This is a genomic window from Alteromonas halophila (assembly GCF_014651815.1).
GTDB classification, from domain to species: domain Bacteria; phylum Pseudomonadota; class Gammaproteobacteria; order Enterobacterales; family Alteromonadaceae; genus Alteromonas; species Alteromonas halophila.
In genome coordinates this window covers 322,204-338,941 of the sequence record NZ_BMXP01000002.1, presented here as the reverse complement: position 1 = coordinate 338,941, position 16,738 = coordinate 322,204, and the positions used below count along the sequence as shown (strand labels likewise).

Here is a 16,738-nt window from a genome sequence, read left to right as displayed (position 1 = left end):
GTGACACCGGTCACGCCTTTTTTGTATCAAACCCGACGCCGTTAGTCGTCGTCTTCTACCAGCGTCATTAGCGAGGTATTCCCGCCTGTCGCCGTTGTATCGATACTAATGGTCTTCTCCGTGATCATTCGCTGAATGAGTTTATCGGTGTATTCTGTGGTAATAACCGGCAGAATACCCCCTGCTTCACGTTCTGACAGCATCGCGGCAATACGTGCGGTCCGCGTGGTGCTGGAGTCAACAACCACACCCGCCAGACGCTCATCCATCAGCAGGGTATCGAAGTGCTTCAGTTTCGCAACCTGGAACACACCTTCCGGTGCTGTCGCGTCAAACTGTGACTTAAACTCCTTCGCCTCTTCGTAAAACTCTTCAGAGACCACCGACACGACAACGTTACCGGTTGCCAGTGCAGTGACAATCGACATGGTCCAGTATTCGAAGCTCACGTGTTTATCGGCGAAACACACCAGAACGCCACGCGGCTCAAGATACAGCGTATTTGACTCACCGGTCGGTCCGGGTAGTTGCTTCGGCTTGGCCAGCCTGGTTTCAATGTTAGTCAGCTGTTGTCTGGCAGTAGCCAGAGTGCGGTTCAAATCGTCCGCCAGCTCTTCAACAATATCCACCTTAGCCAGTTTTGCCAGCAACTGACGTACCGCTGATAACCGGTCGTTCAGTGCTGTATGGCGCCACTTGGCTTCAACACTGGTGGCCGTTTCCATCATTGTGGTCGCTTCTTCGGTGGCTTTATCATCACCCACCAACGCCTTATCGGTAGCATCCACGTCATCAATGATGGTGGGCTTGGGCGTAGCACGCTCCACCATCAGCCGCGGCAGATAGTTTGGCCCACCGGCTTTTGGTCCCGTTCCTGACAGACCACGTCCGCCGAAGGGCTGCACACCGACGATCGCGCCAATCATATTGCGGTTGATATACACGTTCCCTGACCGGCTCTTCGCTGCCAGCTCATGGGTGCGCTCTTCAATGCGCGAGTGCACACCCATGGTCAGGCCGTAGCCCGTGCCATTGATTTGCTCAATCACGTTGTCCAGCTCACCGCCTTTGTATCTCACCACGTGAATGACCGGGCCGAAGGTTTCCTGCTCCAGTACGTCGATATTTTCAATCTCGTACAGTGTCGGTGGATAGAACGTCCCGTTGTCAGCACCATCGGGGAGCTCGTTCTGATACAGCAATTTGCCATGGTCTTCCATGTACTTTTCGTGATCTTTGAGGCTCTTCAGCGCTTTTTCATCAATGACCGGGCCAATATCAGTATTCAGAAACGCAGGATCGCCCACTTTCAGCTCTTTCATTGCCCCAATCAGCATCTTCGTCAGCTTATCGGCAATGTTGTCCTGTACGAACAGTACCCGCAACGCCGAGCAACGCTGACCGGTACTCTGGAAGCCTGAATGCACAATATCATCCACCACCTGCTCAGGCAGCGCGGTAGAGTCGACGATCATACAGTTCTGCCCGCCGGTTTCAGCAATCAGCGGTACCTGTTCGCCACCACGGTTGGCAAGTGTTTGTGAAATCAGCGTGCCAGTCTGCGTAGAGCCGGTAAACATGACCGCCTTGACGCGCTCGTCCGGCAGCAGGGTTTCTCCAACCCCTTTGCCCGGGCAAATCAGCAGTTGCAGCGCATCTTCTGGCAGGCCAACCGAATGCATAATTTCAATGCAACGTTTAGCAATGATGCTGGTTTGCTCTGCAGGCTTGGCAATCACTGTGTTACCGGTGACCAGCGCGGCCGCCACCTGGCCGGTGAAAATTGCCAGCGGGAAGTTCCAGGGACTGATACACAGTACCACCCCACGCGGTAACAGACGCTCGTCCTCGGCCAGTTCTTTACCCCGTGCGGCGTAGTAGCGACAAAAATCAACCGCTTCTCGCACCTCATCAATACTGTCCTGCGCCACTTTGCCCGCCTCGCGGACGCAGATGGCAATCAGTTCAGACATATGGCGCTCAAGGGCATCTGCCGTGCGTTCCAGGATCAGAGCACGATCTTCTACCGGTTTCTTCGACCAGGCGTCAAAGCCACTGTCGGCTTTATCCAGCGCCTTTCTCATATCGTCCTGGTCGGCGTACATGTGGTAGCCCACAATATCGTCATGATTTTCAGGGCTGAGCACCGGCGTCGCCCCTTCCGGCAGGTCTTCCTTATCTACCCGGTAATGCGTTTTCCAGCGTGCCAGCTCGTGCTGAAGCGCATTCACGGCGTTGACATCGGTCAAATCCAGGCCCTTGGAGTTATCACGCTCTGGCGCATAAAGCTCTCTGGGGCGCTTGATCAGTTTGTTATAGCGGGTACTTAAGCGTTGCGTCTTCTCTACCGGATCTTCCAGCAGAGATTCAACCGGCTTACTGTCGTCAACAATGGCGTTAACGAACGACGAGTTCGCCCCGTTCTCCAGCAGACGGCGAACCAGATAGGCCAGCAAATCTTCGTGCTCGCCTACCGGTGCATACACCCGGCACTGAATTTTATCTTCGCTAACCACCTGATCGTAGAGGGTATCCCCCATGCCATGCAGACACTGGAATTCGAAGCCGTCTTTATCATCGCCAGCCAGTTCAATAATGACTGACGCGGTATAGGCATTGTGCGTGGCAAACTGTGGGTAGATGGTATCGCGGTAATCCAGCAGACGGTTAGCGCAGGCATGGAACGACACATCTGTTGACGACTTGCGTGTGAACACCGGGAATTCTTCAACACCCAGTTGTTGTGTAGCCTTAATTTCTGTATCCCAGTAAGCGCCTTTAACCAGCCGCACCATCATGGTACGCCCGACCCGTACGGTTAATTCACGCAGGTATTCAATTACATGGATGGCACGTTTCTGGTACGCCTGTACGGCCACACCAAAGCCTTCCCAGTCACCCAGATCGTCATCACTGAAGACCTGTTCAATAATGTCCAGTGACAGTTCCAGACGGTCTGCCTCTTCAGCATCCACGGTCAGTTTGATGTTGTATTCTTTGGCCATCATGCACAGCTCTTTGAGCCGTGGCGGGATCTCTTCCATTGCGCGTTCACGCTTAAGGAATTCAAAACGCGGGTGAATCGCAGACAGTTTCACCGAAATACCCGGCGACTTTTTAGGTCCGCGTCCGGCCGCTTTTTTACCGATGACCTTCAGTGCTTTTACATAGGAATCGTAGTAACGGTCGGCATCGTCCATCGTACGTGCGGCTTCACCAAGCATATCGTAAGAATAGACATACCCTTTCTTTTCTTTGTCTTTGGCCCGGTCAACGGCCGCTTCGATGGTCTCGCCCATCACAAACTGGCGACCCATAACCCGCATGGCGATGTTCATGGAGCGGCGAATAACCGGTTCACCCAGCCGTCCTAAAGTTTTCTTCAACAGGCCGAACTGTTCTGATTTTCGTTTATCCGCATAATTAACCATATTCCCGGTTAGCAGAAGCCCCCAGGCTGATGCGTTCACAAACAATGACTCTGAGTTACCCAGGTGAGGCGTCCACTGACCTTTGGACAGTTTATCGCGGATCAGCTCATCCTGCGTTTCTTCATCCGGCACCCTGAGCAGGGCTTCGGCCAGACACATCAGTACCACCCCTTCGGCGGTCGACAATGAATATTCATGAAGCAGCGCGTCGACACCACCATGACCTTCCTGGTCGCGCCGAATTTTAAGCACCATCTTCCGTGCCCGCTCCCATGCACGACTGCGTGCCCGAGGATTAACTTCCGCTATCGGCAGAATCTGATCCACCGCTACCGATTCATCAATGCGGTAATGATCCCGAATACGTTGTCGCAGGGGCGTCGTTGTATACAAATCTTCGTTAGTGAGCATTGCAACCCTTACTATTTAGAAAACCGAGAAAAATGTCGAACCGTTGTCGACAACAGCGTCTTACGTGGTGGGTTCGTCTTTAGCCTTACTTCACGCGCTGCTAACCACAACTTCTGCTACTAGTACCCGGTCAGGGTGGCGTACAGATCACGAATTCACCACAATTCACCGGATACTAGCACAGCTTCATCGCAGGCCAATTCCACTGCGGGGCTTTTTTTCGTCTAAAATCAGTATTTCACGGCCATTTGTGGCACTTGCCATCGTCCACTTCAGTATGGCAGCAAACCAATACCAAATTGCATTGATCGCAAAGGCCGCTTGTCAGATAGTAGTAAGTAGTACTATTACCGCTGGGTGCATCGCCTCACAAGGAGTCAGTTATGAGTCGTTCGGGAATTCGTCGTCGTTATTATGTACTGGGCATACTTGCCCTTTTAATCATTGGTTACTTCCTGTTTGCCAATATGATCATCAAACAGATTGCTGAAGCAAAACTTGGCGAGGCCTACGGCGCCGAGGTCAGTATAGACAGTCTGGATCACAGCCTGTATCCGACATCGGTGACGATGCAGGGTATTGGCCTGACCAACCCGACCCGGCCTACTCATAACCAGGTATTCGTTGGTAGGGCCTCTGCCGACGTTGCACTGATGCCACTGCTCTCAGACCGGGTTGTGGTTGACCAACTATCGCTGCTTGACGTGCAGTTTGATACTCAGCGCGCAAGCCCTGGCGAGGTATACCGCACGCCTACGAAATCGCTGACCTTTGACGAACTTAAGCAAAAGGCAAAAGACGATATTCCCAGCGTAGATGAACTGCTTGAGCGCAATCCGCTGAAAACCACGGCCGCGGTTGAAAATGCCCGTCAAACCTACGACAACTATGCCGGTGCACTGAAAGAAGACTACCAGCAGTTGCCGGATGAGGAGCGTCTTGACTACTACAAGGCTGAGATTGAGCAGCTAAAAGCGACCGACTACAAAAATCCGCAGGCACTGCTGAAAGCGAAGGAATCTCTGAGTGCGCTTAAACAGGAGATAAGTCGTGACCGCGAAAAAATTTCGCAATTTACGGAAAAGGCAACGTCGGCAAAAAAAGCACTGGCTGACAGCGTAGACGCCCTTAAAAAGGCGCCGCAAGAGGACTATGCGCTGTTTAAAGGTATTATTGCCGGCGATGAGGCCGCAATGGCGCAGGTGACACAGTTTGTGTTTGGCGACAAAGCCGCAGAATATACGCAATACCTGACCTCTGCACTGCAGGTTGTATTGCCTCTGGTACAAGGCGAGGAAAAACCACAGGAGCCTGCCACAGAGCTGCCGTCGATTTTAGTGAAAAAAGCGGATATTTCGGTTCGCTGGCAGCAAGAAACCATTACCAGCGCGTTTGAAAACATCACCAACACCCATCCGCTGATCGGTAAGCCCACAACATTTTCTATCAGCGCGGCCGGCAATGTTCTTAAAGACTTCACCTCCAGCGGCCAGTTTTTTATTGGTGAGCAGGGTGTCGACGCCAGCCAGACCTGGCAATTAGCGGGCGTCAACCTGGCCAACATCGCGCTGAGCAACTCTGACAAACTTAATGCCATGCTGGAACAGGCGCTGATGAATACCACCGGCGAGCTGGCGGTGGATAAAAACAAGTTAAGTGGGACGGGTAATATCGATTTGCGTTCGCTGGTGATGCAGGCGTCCGGTGACGGCGGCGTGGCTGCGTCAATCGCACAGGCACTTAAGTCTCTCGACAGCCTGTCTATGTCGATGTTATTTGACGGCACCCTGGACGACCCTGATTTTTCAGTTAAGTCGGATCTCGATAATCAGCTGGCCCGCGCTGCGGTTTCTCAACTGACCGCCTCGCAGCAGGATAAGCTGGATGCGATAAATCAGCGTCTGAATGCCATGGTGGACGAACAACAGTCTGCATCACAGGAACAACTGGTGTCTGTAAATACCATGTTATCTGCAGCGCAGGGCGACAGTGACACGTTAAGCAGCCTGCTGGAAACGAAATTATCCAGTCTCGTTGATGACAAGAAAGAGGAATTGCTGGACAAACTGAAAGGAAAGTTTGGTCAGGAGGAATGAAATGTTGCCATCGCCAGGCGGTGGCAGACGTATTCGTTATCGCCAACCTTTGCAAGCGCCCACTATCACGGCATAATGAGGACACATGTGTAATGTCCGGTGACCATTAACGGTACGCCGGGCATTTGCTTTTACCGGTAAAACAGGATCAGGTGACGCCGTGTGGCAGACAGTACAGCAATCCAATTGGCGCTCGCTATGGCAGGATAAATGGCTGCCCCTGCTACTTGTGCTGTTACTGGCGCTGCTTCAGTATCGTTTGTGGCTTGGTAAGAACAGCATTCCCGATTACTTCAGCCGGGTACAGGAAGTGCACAAACAGTCGATGCAGAATGCCAACCTTCAGCAACGCAATGCACTTATAAAAGCCGATATCAGTGATCTAACCATTGGCCTGGACGCTATCGAAGAGCGTGCCCGTAATGAATTAGGTTTAATCAAAGAAGGCGAGACGTTTTATCGCATCCTCCCCGCAGAATCGAATTAATCATGAGTGACTCACCAACGATTGTGGCCGTGGTGCCGGCTGCTGGTATTGGCAGCAGAATGCAGGCTGATCGCCCTAAGCAATATCTGAAACTTGGCAACAAAACTGTGCTTGAACACACGCTTAGCGCACTGGCAACGCACCCGCGTATTGCCCGGGTGATCGTTGCAGTAAGTCGTAATGATCCTTACTTTGATACCTTGCCGCTGGCACACAGTGACTGGCTTATCCGGGTGGAGGGCGGCACAGAACGTGCCGACAGTGTGTTCAACGCTCTTCAGTACGTAGACGATGATGAATGGGCACTGGTGCACGATGCAGCCCGCCCCTGTGTCACCCATATGGATATTGACAGCCTGCTTGAGGTTGTCCAGTGGCCAGATGTGAAAGGCGGAATACTGGCAACCCCGGTACGCGATACTATGAAACGGGCGCAGGCAGGCTCGCTGCCATTGCACGTTGCCCACACAGAATGTCGGGAAGACTTATGGCATGCCTTAACCCCGCAGCTTTTTCCGGCCTCACTGCTAAAAAACAGCCTCAGAGAAGCGCTGAATGCCAACATCCGAATTACTGACGAGGCTTCTGCCATAGAATGGGCAGGGTATCGGGTCGCCCTCATCGACAGTAATCCGGCCAACATAAAAATTACACGTCCGGCCGACATGCCGCTGGCCGCGTTTTATCTTAATCAACAGGACACAGTATGCGAATAGGACAGGGTTTTGACGTACACGCGTTTGGTGGTAATGGCCCCATTACCGTTGGCGGTGTAAAGATAGACTACGAGCAGGGCCTGGTTGCCCACTCAGACGGCGACGTACTTTTACATGCCCTGTGCGATGCCATTTTGGGCGCACTTGCACTAGGTGATATCGGCCAGCATTTTCCCGATACGGACAATACCTATGCCGGAAAAAACAGTCGCGAGCTACTGCGCCATGTCATGGCTCTGGCGACGGATCACGGTTACCGGGTAGTGAATGCCGATATGACCGTTATCGCTCAGGCCCCAAAAATGGCACCGCACATAAAAACCATGCGTGAACGCATTGCCCAGGATTGCCAGTGCGCCGCCGATGCCATTAATGTAAAAGCCACCACCAGTGAAAAACTGGGCTTTACCGGGCGCAAAGAAGGCATTGCTGCACAGGCCGTGGTGCTAATGGATAATTTATGAGTGTAGCGCTTGAAACCGAACACTGGGCGTATCAGTACGGCCGCCCGGTCTCCACTGGCCTGTTTAAATTCCAGGCCGATGATTTCCAGGTTACTGAAGAACTTGGCTACAGCCCAACCGGCGACGGTGAGCACCAGTTCATCTACATTGAAAAAACCAACATCAACACTGCGTTTGTGGCCGAGCAGCTGGCTAAATTCTGCAAGCTGCCACTGCGACAGATCAGTTACGCCGGACGTAAAGACAAATATGCCGTAACCCGGCAGTGGTTTGGAATTCATACCCCGGGGGCGCCTGATATCGACTTTTCAGACTTTGCGCTTGAGGGCGTAAAGGTGCTGTCACAAACCCGCCACAATAAAAAGCTGCGTACCGGCCAGTTACAAGGTAATCATTTCACTATCACCTTGCGTCAGGTCAGCAATCCGGAAGCGATTGAAGCCCGCCTTGCCACCATTGCCAGTGAGGGCGTGCCCAACTACTACGGCGAGCAACGCTTTGGCGTAATGCGGATTAATGAACAGGGCGAAGTAAAGCGCGGCGGTAATCTGGCGCTTGCTCAGCGAATGATTGACGGGGAAACCATTCGCCATCGCAATAAGCGTTCGATGGCACTGTCAGCACTGCGCAGCTGGCTGTTCAACGAGGTCATTTCACACCGGCTCGAAGCCGGCGCTTACCATCAGGTTATGAATGGCGATGCGCTTACCCTGTCCGGGTCAAAATCTTACTTTGTGCATCAGGGCGACACCACAGAGGTGCAGGCGCGTTACAAAGAAAAAGATGTATGCCCAAGTGCACCACTGTGGGGTAAGGGTGGTAACATTGTTGAAGCAGAAGCACAGATGCTTGAGCAGACGGTACTTGGCCAGAGTGAGGCCGTCACGACGTTTCTCGAGCAAAGTGGCTTTGAGCATGAACGGCGGCCGATAAAAATCTGGCCTCAGCAACTTGAATGGCTTTTGAAGGGTGATACATTAACCGTATCGTTTTTTCTGCCCAGTGGCTGCTTCGCAACGTCGGTATTACGCGAGTGCATAGAAACTATCGCACCCACCAACAGCATTTAACGGAGATGGCATGAAAATACTTATGAGTAATGACGATGGCGTGTTTGCCAAAGGTCTGGGTATTCTCCATCAGACAGTGGCGCAGAATAATGATGTCACGGTTATCGCTCCGGACAGAAACTGCAGCGGTGCCAGTAATGCGCTGTCATTGCATCAGCCACTGCGTATTCAGGCCATGGACAATGGCTTTTATTCGGTTAACGGCACCCCTTCAGACTGCGTGCACCTGGGGGTGAACAAGTTTTTAGAGGACGACCCACAGCTGGTCGTATCGGGCATCAATCATGGCGCCAATCTGGGTGATGACGTGATTTACTCCGGTACGGTGGCGGCCGCTACTGAGGGCCGGTATATGGGGCTTCCCGCCATTGCGGTATCGCTGGTAAGCCGGGATGGTCAGCATTTTGAGACCGCGGCCAAAGTGGTGGATGAAATTGTTCGAAAACTGGAAACCCATCCGTTACCGCCGAACCAAATCCTGAACGTTAATGTGCCGGATGTGCCCTATGCGGCGTTAAAAGGCATTAAAATTACCCGGCAGGGGCGCCGTCACCGGGCGGAAGGCATGGTGCGCGCTGAAGATGCCTTTGGCCGGACCATTTACTGGTACGGACCGGCCGGTGCAGAACAGGATGCCGGTGAGGGCACTGACTTTCACGCCATTGCTCAGGGCTACTGTTCAGTGACACCTCTGAGTGTGGACATGACCGCCTATCAAAGTCTGGACGACATGAAAGACTGGCTGAGCAAATAATTAACCCATTATTGTTGCCAACAAGGAACTATAACAAAAACAATGAGAACAATAAGAAGAGGGGACGCGCTGGCGGAGTTGTTGTATCAGGAAGGGATCCGCGATCAACGGGTACTTAACGCCATTGCGGCAACGCCTCGTGAAACATTTCTTCCCGATACGCTAAAACACAAAGCGTACCAGAATACGGCCCTGCCTATCGGACAGGGCCAGACCATTTCCCAGCCGTACATTGTGGCAAAGATGACCGAGCTGTTGCTGGGCGCAGGTAATGCCCCCAAAACCGTGTTGGAAATCGGCACCGGCTCGGGCTACCAAACCGCCATTCTGGCGCAGTTGTTTGATCAGGTTTTTTCTGTGGAGCGGATCAAGTCTTTGCAATTTCAGGCCAAACGCCGCATGAACCGCCTGGATCTGCACAATATTGCCATGAAGCATGGTGATGGCTGGAAGGGCTGGCCGTCGAAAGGGCCGTATGACGCAATTATTGTGACGGCAGCAGCCAGTTCACTGCCCGAGGATCTGTGCGCACAGTTAAAAGACGGCGGGCGACTGATTATCCCGGTTGGGAATGAGCAGCAGTCGCTGTTGTGCGTTGATCACGAAGACGGTGAACTGAAAACTCAGACTGTTGAGTCGGTACGCTTTGTGCCACTGGTCGCCGGAGAGTTGCAGTGAAAATATTTGGTCCGTGCTACGACATGGCTTTGCGCTGGTCGCGGCATCCGCATGCCAGCCGCTATCTGGGCGGGCTGAGTTTTGCCGAGTCAGTGTTTTTTCCTATTCCGCCGGATGTGATGCTGGCCCCCATGTCGTTATCGCGTCCGGAGCGGGCCTGGTATTTCGCGTTACTGACCACGCTGGCGTCGGTCATAGGCGGCGTTGCAGGCTATCTGCTGGGCTATTTCGCCTTTGATGCGTGGCTGGCCCCTGTCATTGAGTCTGCCGGTTACAGCGGAAAACTCGATCAGGCCATGTACTGGTTTAACGAATATGGTGTGTGGGTGGTGTTTTTAGCTGGCTTTTCCCCTATTCCGTATAAGGTATTTACCATCAGTGCGGGTTTCTTACAGATGGCATTTCTGCCCTTCCTGCTGGCATCTGCGGTCGGACGCGGCGCGCGCTTTTTTCTGGTGGCCGGCCTCATGCGTTTGGGTGGCAGTGCTATGGAAGCCAGGCTCCGTCAGTATGTTGAATGGCTTGGCTGGGCAGTGGTACTGCTTGCCATAATCGCTTATGTATTGCTCAGGTAACAGGCCTTGCGATATTCGCTGAGCGACCTTACCTGTTGTCTGGTTTTTGTCACCATACTCTTGTCAGTGAACGGTTGCAGTTCGCGCTCAACCCCTGCGCCGCTGGTTCTGCTGGACAGTCAGCCAGATGAAGATACGGGATACACCAAAGATACGTATCAGGTACAAAAAGGCGACACATTGTTTGGCATCGCCTGGTACACCGGCAATGACTACCGGGATCTGGCCCGTTACAATCAGCTTTCTCCCCCTTACAACATCTATCCTGGGCAGACATTAAGAGTGTCGGCACCCAGGGCTGTACAAAATTCGAGCATAAGTCAGGCCAAACCTTCACCAAAAAGAAGTGGTACGACCACGAAAACAAAGCAAAAGAATTCCGTTGACCCTTCATCAGACCAGGCGTATGGTGAAAGTGAAAAAGATGTTAACAACCAGTCGGTTAAACGTTCGTCCAGGGCATCAGCCGGAACGTCGAACAACAATAATAAAGGTTTTCCTGCACGTGTTACACAGTGGGTATGGCCAGCAAAAGGGAAACTGGTTGGAACATTTAGCCAGGCGGATTCAGGCAATAAAGGCATTGATATCCGCGCCGCCAGAGGCAGTGACGTGTCGGCGGCTGCAGACGGCAAGGTCGTCTACGCTGGTGATGCGCTCAGAGGGTACGGTAACTTAATTATAATCAAACATACCGACACCTTTTTAAGTGCTTACGCCCACAACGACACGATTAATGTCAAAGAACAACAATGGGTGTCAGCAGGCGAACGGATTGCCACCATGGGGAATAGCGGTACAGATTCGGTAAAGCTTCATTTTGAAGTGAGATACCGTGGTAAGTCATTAGACCCGCTTCGGTATCTGCCAGGCTCAAAACCATAACAATAAACAATAAGAAAAAACAAAGGAGACTTCGAATCAGGTAACCATTAATTAGGAGATACCGTTGTGGGTCAAACTAAAAACGCTGTGATCGAACCAAAAGCTCAGAATAGCGGCGATGTCGCTGTTGAAATTTCTGAAGATGTAAAGGAAGGCGCAATAAACGATCTGGAACACGATAGTGATGATATCGTACTCAGTCAGGAAGAGCTCCCCAAAAATCTCGACGCCACTCAGCTGTACCTAGGCGAAATTGGCTATTCCCCCCTGTTAACCGCAGAAGAAGAAGTATACTTTGCACGACGCGCATTAAAAGGCTGCGACGCATCCCGCAAACGTATGATTGTCAGTAACCTCAGACTGGTAGTGAAAATTGCCCGGCGGTATAACAACCGTGGACTGGCCCTGTTGGATCTGATTGAAGAAGGTAATCTTGGTCTTATTCGGGCGGTAGAGAAATTTGACCCCGAGCGTGGCTTCCGTTTTTCAACCTATGCCACCTGGTGGATCCGTCAGACAATTGAGCGGGCAATCATGAATCAGACCCGCACCATCCGCCTCCCGATTCATGTAGTGAAAGAGCTGAATGTTTATTTGCGCGCAGCCAGAGAGCTTTCGCAAAAGCTCGATCATGAACCCACCGCGGAAGAAATCGCATCAGCACTGGACCGGCCGGTGGAAGAAGTCACAAAAATGCTGCGTTTAAACGAACGGATTAGCTCTGTTGATACACCTATTGGTGGTGACAATGACAAAGCCCTGCTTGATATTCTTGCCGACGAAAAAGAGTTCGGCCCGGAAGAGAACCTGCAGGACTCCGACATAAAAACCAATATTATAAAGTGGCTGCAGGAGCTTAATGCAAAGCAGCGGGAAGTACTGGCAAGACGTTTCGGTCTGATGGGCTATGAGCCATCGACACTGGAAGATGTGGGCGCAGAGATTGGCCTGACCCGCGAGCGGGTGCGTCAGATCCAGGTAGAAGCGCTACGCCGTCTGCGGGATATGCTGGGTCATCAGGGACTCACACTGGAAAACCTGTTTAACCAGATTGCTGAATAAACACGGCTGACAGGATGTCAGTCTGGTTCAGGTTCGGGCCAAGGTAACAAAGCGGTAACTGTAAGTATTGCTTTCATCAGGTGGGTGGGTCTCACTGCTGGATTCAACCCAGTCTGCTACGCGGGTGTAGTCAGGAAAGCGGGTATCGCCCTGTATATCCGCGTCGATAAAGGTCAGGTATAACGTTGCTGCATGCGGCAGAAATGCCTCGTAAATGGCACCGCCGCCAATTACCATGATTTCGCTGTCTTCTTCGCTATGTTCTTTTGCCACTTCAAGCGCGGCGTCAGGCGAGGCAACCACCAAGGCGTCACCCAATGTATAATTCTCACGACCTGAAATAACGATGTTTGTACGACCAGGCAGGGCCTTACCAATGGACTCGTAAGTCTTGCGACCCATGATCACCGGCTTACCCAGTGTTACGCTCTTGAAATGCCGCAAATCTGCGGGCAGATGCCAGGGCATCTGATTATCTTTACCAATCACCCGGTTGTCTGCCATGGCGGCAATCATCGCAATTCGCATCGCGCTATCCTTATACCTGTTATTTGTTCTTTCCAACATCACGCCAACAGACATCAGGGATTCACTACTGACGAGATCCCGTTTGTCATCGCCCGGCACCCGGTGACTGTGCTGCTCCGGCCCAAAATTATATGTAAAAAGTCGTCTGTTTTACAGGTCAGTAAGAAAACACTTTATGCCGGAGTTACCTGATCATCTGGCAGCGGCATACGTACAGATTTTGCGACAAAGCAGCCAGACCTTTATTGTCTTTCGATACCGCTGTCTGTTGTAATAGCTGCGTTTTATTCAGCATCGATATGCGATGACGTCTATCCCAATACTGCGTACAGGATACCCATGAAACTACTATTGCTTTTCTTTACCCTCTTTTTTGTTTCACTCTCGACTATGGCTCAAACCGACCAGGAGGCCGATAAACCCAAGGTCATTTTTTTTGATGTTAATGAGACCTTGCTCGATCTGACTACCATGCGTGATTCCGTCGGTGAGGCACTGGACGGACGAACCGAGCTTCTGCCTTTGTGGTTTTCTAAAATGCTGCATCACTCCCTTGTCGACTCAACGACGCAGCGTTTCCATACGTTTGGGGAAATTGGGGTCGCATCACTTATGATGGTCGCCGAAGTAGAAGGTATTCCGTTAACTCGGGAGCAGGCAAAACAGGCAATCGTCACCCCGCTTCGCAGCCTTCCTCCGCACCCTGATGTCCGTGAAGGTTTGAAACTATTGAAAGACAAAGGCTATACCTTAGTCAGTCTGACAAACTCGTCCAATAAAGGTGTCTATACGCAATTCGAGAATGCCGGGCTGCTGTCGTTTTTTGATGAGCGACTAAGTGTTGAGGATATCAATCTGTACAAACCCGATTTGCGCACTATGCCTGGGCGGCAGAAAAAATGGGGGTTGAGCCGCAGGAGGCGCTGTTAGTCGCGGCACACGGCTGGGACATCGCCGGCGCCAAGCAGGCCGGATGGCAAGCTGCCTTTATATCACGACCGGGCAAAGTGCTGTATCCGCTGGCGCTTAAGCCTGACTATAACATCAGTGATCTGCCGGCGTTGGCGAAACAGTTGCCATGATCGGTCGGTAGTAGCCCGGCTAACGCACACATTCATAATCACATATAAAAAAGGCCGCAATGCGGCCTTTTTATGTTGTGCAGCAAGCACTGCTTCACCTGTTAGTCATTACTCTTTGGTGTACACCACATTGGGGTGATCATCTTCGTCATCCCAGTCATCGTCGTCATCATCGTCCATTTCATTCACGACATTCTGATGGTGGGTGTCCCACTTAAATTCCACTTCTGTCTCTTCGATTTCCTGCTCACTAGGCGCAGGCAACGTTTCAATAAAGTCCATGATGTCATGGCACAGTGGATCCAGATTGGTTTTCTGGAAAGCAGAGATCTTATAGATTGGCCCTTGCCACTCAAGTGCGTCGATGACGCGCTGACAGGCTTCCTCAACCTCTTCTTCCAGCATCAAATCAACTTTGTTGAAAATCAGCCAGCGTGGTTTCTGTGCCAGCACCGGACTGTATTTTTCCAGTTCCTCGACAATGGTTTTGGCATTGCTCGCCGGATCGCTCTGATCCATTGGCATCAGATCGATCACATGCAGCAGCACACGACAGCGCTCAAGGTGTTTTAAGAACTGGATCCCAAGACCGGCGCCTTCAGCGGCACCTTCGATCAGGCCTGGAATGTCGGCCACCACAAAACTGCGCTGTGAATCCTGACGTACTACGCCCAGATTCGGTACCAGTGTAGTGAACGGGTAGTCCGCCACTTTCGGCTTCGCCGCTGACACGGACCGGATAAAGGTCGATTTTCCGGCATTCGGCATACCCAGCAGACCTACGTCGGCCAGCAGCATCAACTCAAGCTGCAGGTTGCGAATTTCACCCGGTGTACCATTAGATTTCTGGCGGGGTGTGCGGTTGGTGGAGCTTTTAAATCGGGCATTGCCCAGGCCATGAAAGCCACCCTGCGCTACCTTTAGTTTCTGACCATGTTTAGTCAGATCGCCCAGCACTTCCAGTGTCTCGGTATCGGTTGCGCGCGTCCCCACCGGTACGTGTAGCGTTAAATCATTGCCGCCACGCCCGGCACAGTTCTTACCCTGCCCGTTTTTACCGCGCTCGGCCCGGTGAAAGCGTTCAAAGCGATAGTCGATCAGCGTATTAAGGTTTTCATCTGCGACCAGATATACGCAGCCTCCATCGCCACCGTCACCGCCGTCCGGTCCGCCTTTTGGGATATATTTTTCACGTCTAAAGCTAACCACGCCGTTGCCGCCGTCACCAGCTTCAACCCGAATCTCAGCTTCATCTACAAATTTCATTACTCTCTCCGGTCTTTGTGACCTGTCTGCAAGCTACCAGTATAACAACTCACAGCTTATAAAGCGTTATGCCAATGGCCAATGGCGCCGCTGTCGGTACGGACAGGGGAAGCAAATGCTGAACACGCCGTAAACCCATCCATGGGGGCTCCGCTGCGGCATCCATGCCGCAGAGGGTTCAGCATTCACTCCCCCTGTCCATACCGCGCGTCGACCATAAGCGGGGTTTTTGCCGAATAGCAAACCAACCAGCCTCTCTCTTTCGCGGGTTCCTGGCAGCAGCGTCGACTACTGTGGCCGCCCAGGCATTGGCATAACGCCTCAAATTTTCTGGTACATACAAAAAACCCCGCTTGCGCGGGGTTTTTTCAAGCCGTACGGCCTGCGCCAAAACGCGCTTATTCTACGATGCTTACGAACTTACGGTTTTTAGGTCCTTTCACGTCGAACTGAACCTTACCGTCTTTCAAAGCAAACAGTGTGTGGTCTTTACCAATACCAATGTTGTCACCAGCGTGGAAACGTGTACCACGTTGTCTGACAATGATGTTACCGGCCAGAACAGATTCACCGCCAAAGCGCTTAACACCTAGGCGTTTACTCTCTGAATCGCGACCGTTCTTAGTACTACCACCAGCCTTTTTGTGTGCCATGTGTAATCGCTCCTCTTATGCGCTGATACCAGTGATCTTCACTTCAGTGAACCACTGACGATGACCCATTTGTTTACGTGAATGCTTACGACGACGGAACTTAACGATATTTACTTTATCGCCACGACCGTGTGTAACAACTTCAGCAGTCACTTTACCACCAGCAACAACTGGCGTACCGATTTTTACATCATCGCCGTTGCTTACCATTAAAACTTTGTCAAATTCAACCGACTCGCCTGGTGCGACTTCGATTTTTTCAAGACGAACGGTTTGGCCTTCGGCCACACGGTGTTGTTTACCGCCACTTTGGAAAACCGCGTACATAGTTAACTCCGCTCTGCGTGTCATTACGCTTTAATTCAAAAAACAGGGCGCGAATTGTACGTGAACCGTTTGAAAATCACAAGAGCGATTCCGATAAAAATTGACTATTTTTCCAACACGGACCAATTTTGCGTTCAGATCGTTATTTCCGATGGCTAATCTGTTTGCGGGCGGCCTGCCAACTTGCTGTTGAAAAACGTTTTTTTACTCGGCGCATCTTTTGGCGGATGCTGACAATTGCTGCCTCTTCAGG

Annotated in this window: 15 protein-coding genes and 1 pseudogene; 11 read left to right on the top strand and 5 right to left on the bottom strand. The window is 51.8% G+C overall.

Annotation, left to right across the window (positions count from 1 at the left end):
- Positions 1-41: 41 nt before the first annotated feature.
- Positions 42-3,842 carry a bifunctional proline dehydrogenase/L-glutamate gamma-semialdehyde dehydrogenase PutA gene (gene putA, locus IE054_RS05580; RefSeq protein ID WP_189404180.1) on the bottom strand — a complete coding sequence of 1,267 codons (3,801 nt, stop codon included), beginning with the start codon at positions 3,840-3,842 and terminating at the stop codon, positions 42-44.
- Positions 3,843-4,225: 383 nt separating this feature from the next.
- Between putA and IE054_RS05575 the strand changes: the two genes are divergently transcribed.
- From IE054_RS05575 to rpoS, 10 genes are all read left to right on the top strand, one after another.
- Positions 4,226-5,938 carry a TIGR03545 family protein gene (locus IE054_RS05575; protein WP_189404178.1) on the top strand — a complete coding sequence of 571 codons (1,713 nt, stop codon included), beginning with the start codon at positions 4,226-4,228 and terminating at the stop codon, positions 5,936-5,938.
- A 160-nt stretch (positions 5,939-6,098) separates the two neighbouring features.
- Positions 6,099-6,425: a cell division protein FtsB gene (ftsB, locus tag IE054_RS05570; protein WP_189404176.1), complete on the top strand. Its 327-nt coding sequence runs from the start codon at positions 6,099-6,101 to the stop codon at positions 6,423-6,425.
- A gap of 2 nt (positions 6,426-6,427) precedes the next feature.
- A complete protein-coding gene (gene ispD / locus IE054_RS05565) occupies positions 6,428-7,141 on the top strand; it encodes a 2-C-methyl-D-erythritol 4-phosphate cytidylyltransferase (protein ID WP_189404174.1) in 714 nt (237 codons plus the stop codon).
- Positions 7,132-7,605, top strand: a complete 474-nt coding sequence (ispF, locus tag IE054_RS05560; RefSeq protein ID WP_189404172.1) for a 2-C-methyl-D-erythritol 2,4-cyclodiphosphate synthase — start codon at positions 7,132-7,134, stop codon at positions 7,603-7,605. Before ispD ends, ispF begins: the two co-directional genes overlap by 10 nt.
- Positions 7,602-8,675, top strand: coding sequence for a tRNA pseudouridine(13) synthase TruD (gene truD / locus IE054_RS05555; RefSeq protein ID WP_189404170.1), 1,074 nt, complete (start codon positions 7,602-7,604; stop codon positions 8,673-8,675). The genes ispF and truD overlap by 4 nt, the downstream gene beginning before the upstream one ends.
- Before the next feature lie 10 nt (positions 8,676-8,685).
- Complete coding sequence (gene surE, locus IE054_RS05550) at positions 8,686-9,429, top strand: 5'/3'-nucleotidase SurE (protein ID WP_189404169.1); 744 nt, start codon at positions 8,686-8,688, stop codon at positions 9,427-9,429.
- A 42-nt stretch (positions 9,430-9,471) separates the two neighbouring features.
- Complete coding sequence (locus IE054_RS05545) at positions 9,472-10,107, top strand: protein-L-isoaspartate(D-aspartate) O-methyltransferase (protein WP_189404167.1); 636 nt, start codon at positions 9,472-9,474, stop codon at positions 10,105-10,107.
- A complete protein-coding gene (locus IE054_RS05540; RefSeq protein ID WP_189404165.1) occupies positions 10,104-10,682 on the top strand; it encodes a YqaA family protein in 579 nt (192 codons plus the stop codon). The genes IE054_RS05545 and IE054_RS05540 overlap by 4 nt, the downstream gene beginning before the upstream one ends.
- Positions 10,683-10,688: 6 nt before the next feature.
- Positions 10,689-11,567, top strand: coding sequence for a peptidoglycan DD-metalloendopeptidase family protein (locus tag IE054_RS05535; RefSeq protein WP_229805015.1), 879 nt, complete (start codon positions 10,689-10,691; stop codon positions 11,565-11,567).
- 66 nt (positions 11,568-11,633) lie between these two features.
- Positions 11,634-12,629 carry an RNA polymerase sigma factor RpoS gene (rpoS, locus tag IE054_RS05530; protein ID WP_189404163.1) on the top strand — a complete coding sequence of 332 codons (996 nt, stop codon included), beginning with the start codon at positions 11,634-11,636 and terminating at the stop codon, positions 12,627-12,629.
- A 27-nt stretch (positions 12,630-12,656) separates the two neighbouring features.
- Here rpoS and folA read toward each other — a convergent pair whose 3' ends face one another.
- Positions 12,657-13,157, bottom strand: coding sequence for a type 3 dihydrofolate reductase (gene folA, locus IE054_RS05525; protein ID WP_373293835.1), 501 nt, complete (start codon positions 13,155-13,157; stop codon positions 12,657-12,659).
- Between the two features lie 390 nt (positions 13,158-13,547).
- Between folA and IE054_RS05520 the strand changes: the two are divergent.
- Positions 13,548-14,239, top strand: a pseudogene (locus IE054_RS05520) (haloacid dehalogenase type II).
- 108 nt (positions 14,240-14,347) lie between these two features.
- On the opposite strand, the gene cgtA reads toward IE054_RS05520, so the two are convergent.
- The 3 genes from cgtA to rplU form a co-directional block, all read right to left on the bottom strand.
- A complete protein-coding gene (cgtA, locus tag IE054_RS05515; RefSeq protein ID WP_189404161.1) occupies positions 14,348-15,505 on the bottom strand; it encodes an Obg family GTPase CgtA in 1,158 nt (385 codons plus the stop codon).
- Positions 15,506-15,903: 398 nt separating this feature from the next.
- Positions 15,904-16,158 carry a 50S ribosomal protein L27 gene (rpmA, locus tag IE054_RS05510; RefSeq protein ID WP_189404159.1) on the bottom strand — a complete coding sequence of 85 codons (255 nt, stop codon included), beginning with the start codon at positions 16,156-16,158 and terminating at the stop codon, positions 15,904-15,906.
- Positions 16,159-16,173: 15 nt separating this feature from the next.
- A complete protein-coding gene (gene rplU / locus IE054_RS05505) occupies positions 16,174-16,485 on the bottom strand; it encodes a 50S ribosomal protein L21 (RefSeq protein ID WP_189404157.1) in 312 nt (103 codons plus the stop codon).
- Positions 16,486-16,738 lie beyond the last annotated feature (253 nt).

What these genes read in the sequence shown, in the direction of transcription:
- putA (WP_189404180.1), bottom strand. Translation starts at nt 3,842, where the DNA reads ATGCTCACTAACGAAGATTTGTATACAACGACGCCCCTGCGACAACGT.
- surE (WP_189404169.1), top strand. Translation starts at nt 8,686, where the DNA reads ATGAAAATACTTATGAGTAATGACGATGGCGTGTTTGCCAAAGGTCTG.
- rplU (WP_189404157.1), bottom strand. Translation starts at nt 16,485, where the DNA reads ATGTACGCGGTTTTCCAAAGTGGCGGTAAACAACACCGTGTGGCCGAA.
- rpmA (WP_189404159.1), bottom strand. Translation starts at nt 16,158, where the DNA reads ATGGCACACAAAAAGGCTGGTGGTAGTACTAAGAACGGTCGCGATTCA.
- ispD (WP_189404174.1), top strand. Translation starts at nt 6,428, where the DNA reads ATGAGTGACTCACCAACGATTGTGGCCGTGGTGCCGGCTGCTGGTATT.
- IE054_RS05575 (WP_189404178.1), top strand. Translation starts at nt 4,226, where the DNA reads ATGAGTCGTTCGGGAATTCGTCGTCGTTATTATGTACTGGGCATACTT.
- truD (WP_189404170.1), top strand. Translation starts at nt 7,602, where the DNA reads ATGAGTGTAGCGCTTGAAACCGAACACTGGGCGTATCAGTACGGCCGC.
- folA (WP_373293835.1), bottom strand. Translation starts at nt 13,157, where the DNA reads ATGCGAATTGCGATGATTGCCGCCATGGCAGACAACCGGGTGATTGGT.
- IE054_RS05545 (WP_189404167.1), top strand. Translation starts at nt 9,472, where the DNA reads ATGAGAACAATAAGAAGAGGGGACGCGCTGGCGGAGTTGTTGTATCAG.
- ispF (WP_189404172.1), top strand. Translation starts at nt 7,132, where the DNA reads ATGCGAATAGGACAGGGTTTTGACGTACACGCGTTTGGTGGTAATGGC.
- cgtA (WP_189404161.1), bottom strand. Translation starts at nt 15,505, where the DNA reads ATGAAATTTGTAGATGAAGCTGAGATTCGGGTTGAAGCTGGTGACGGC.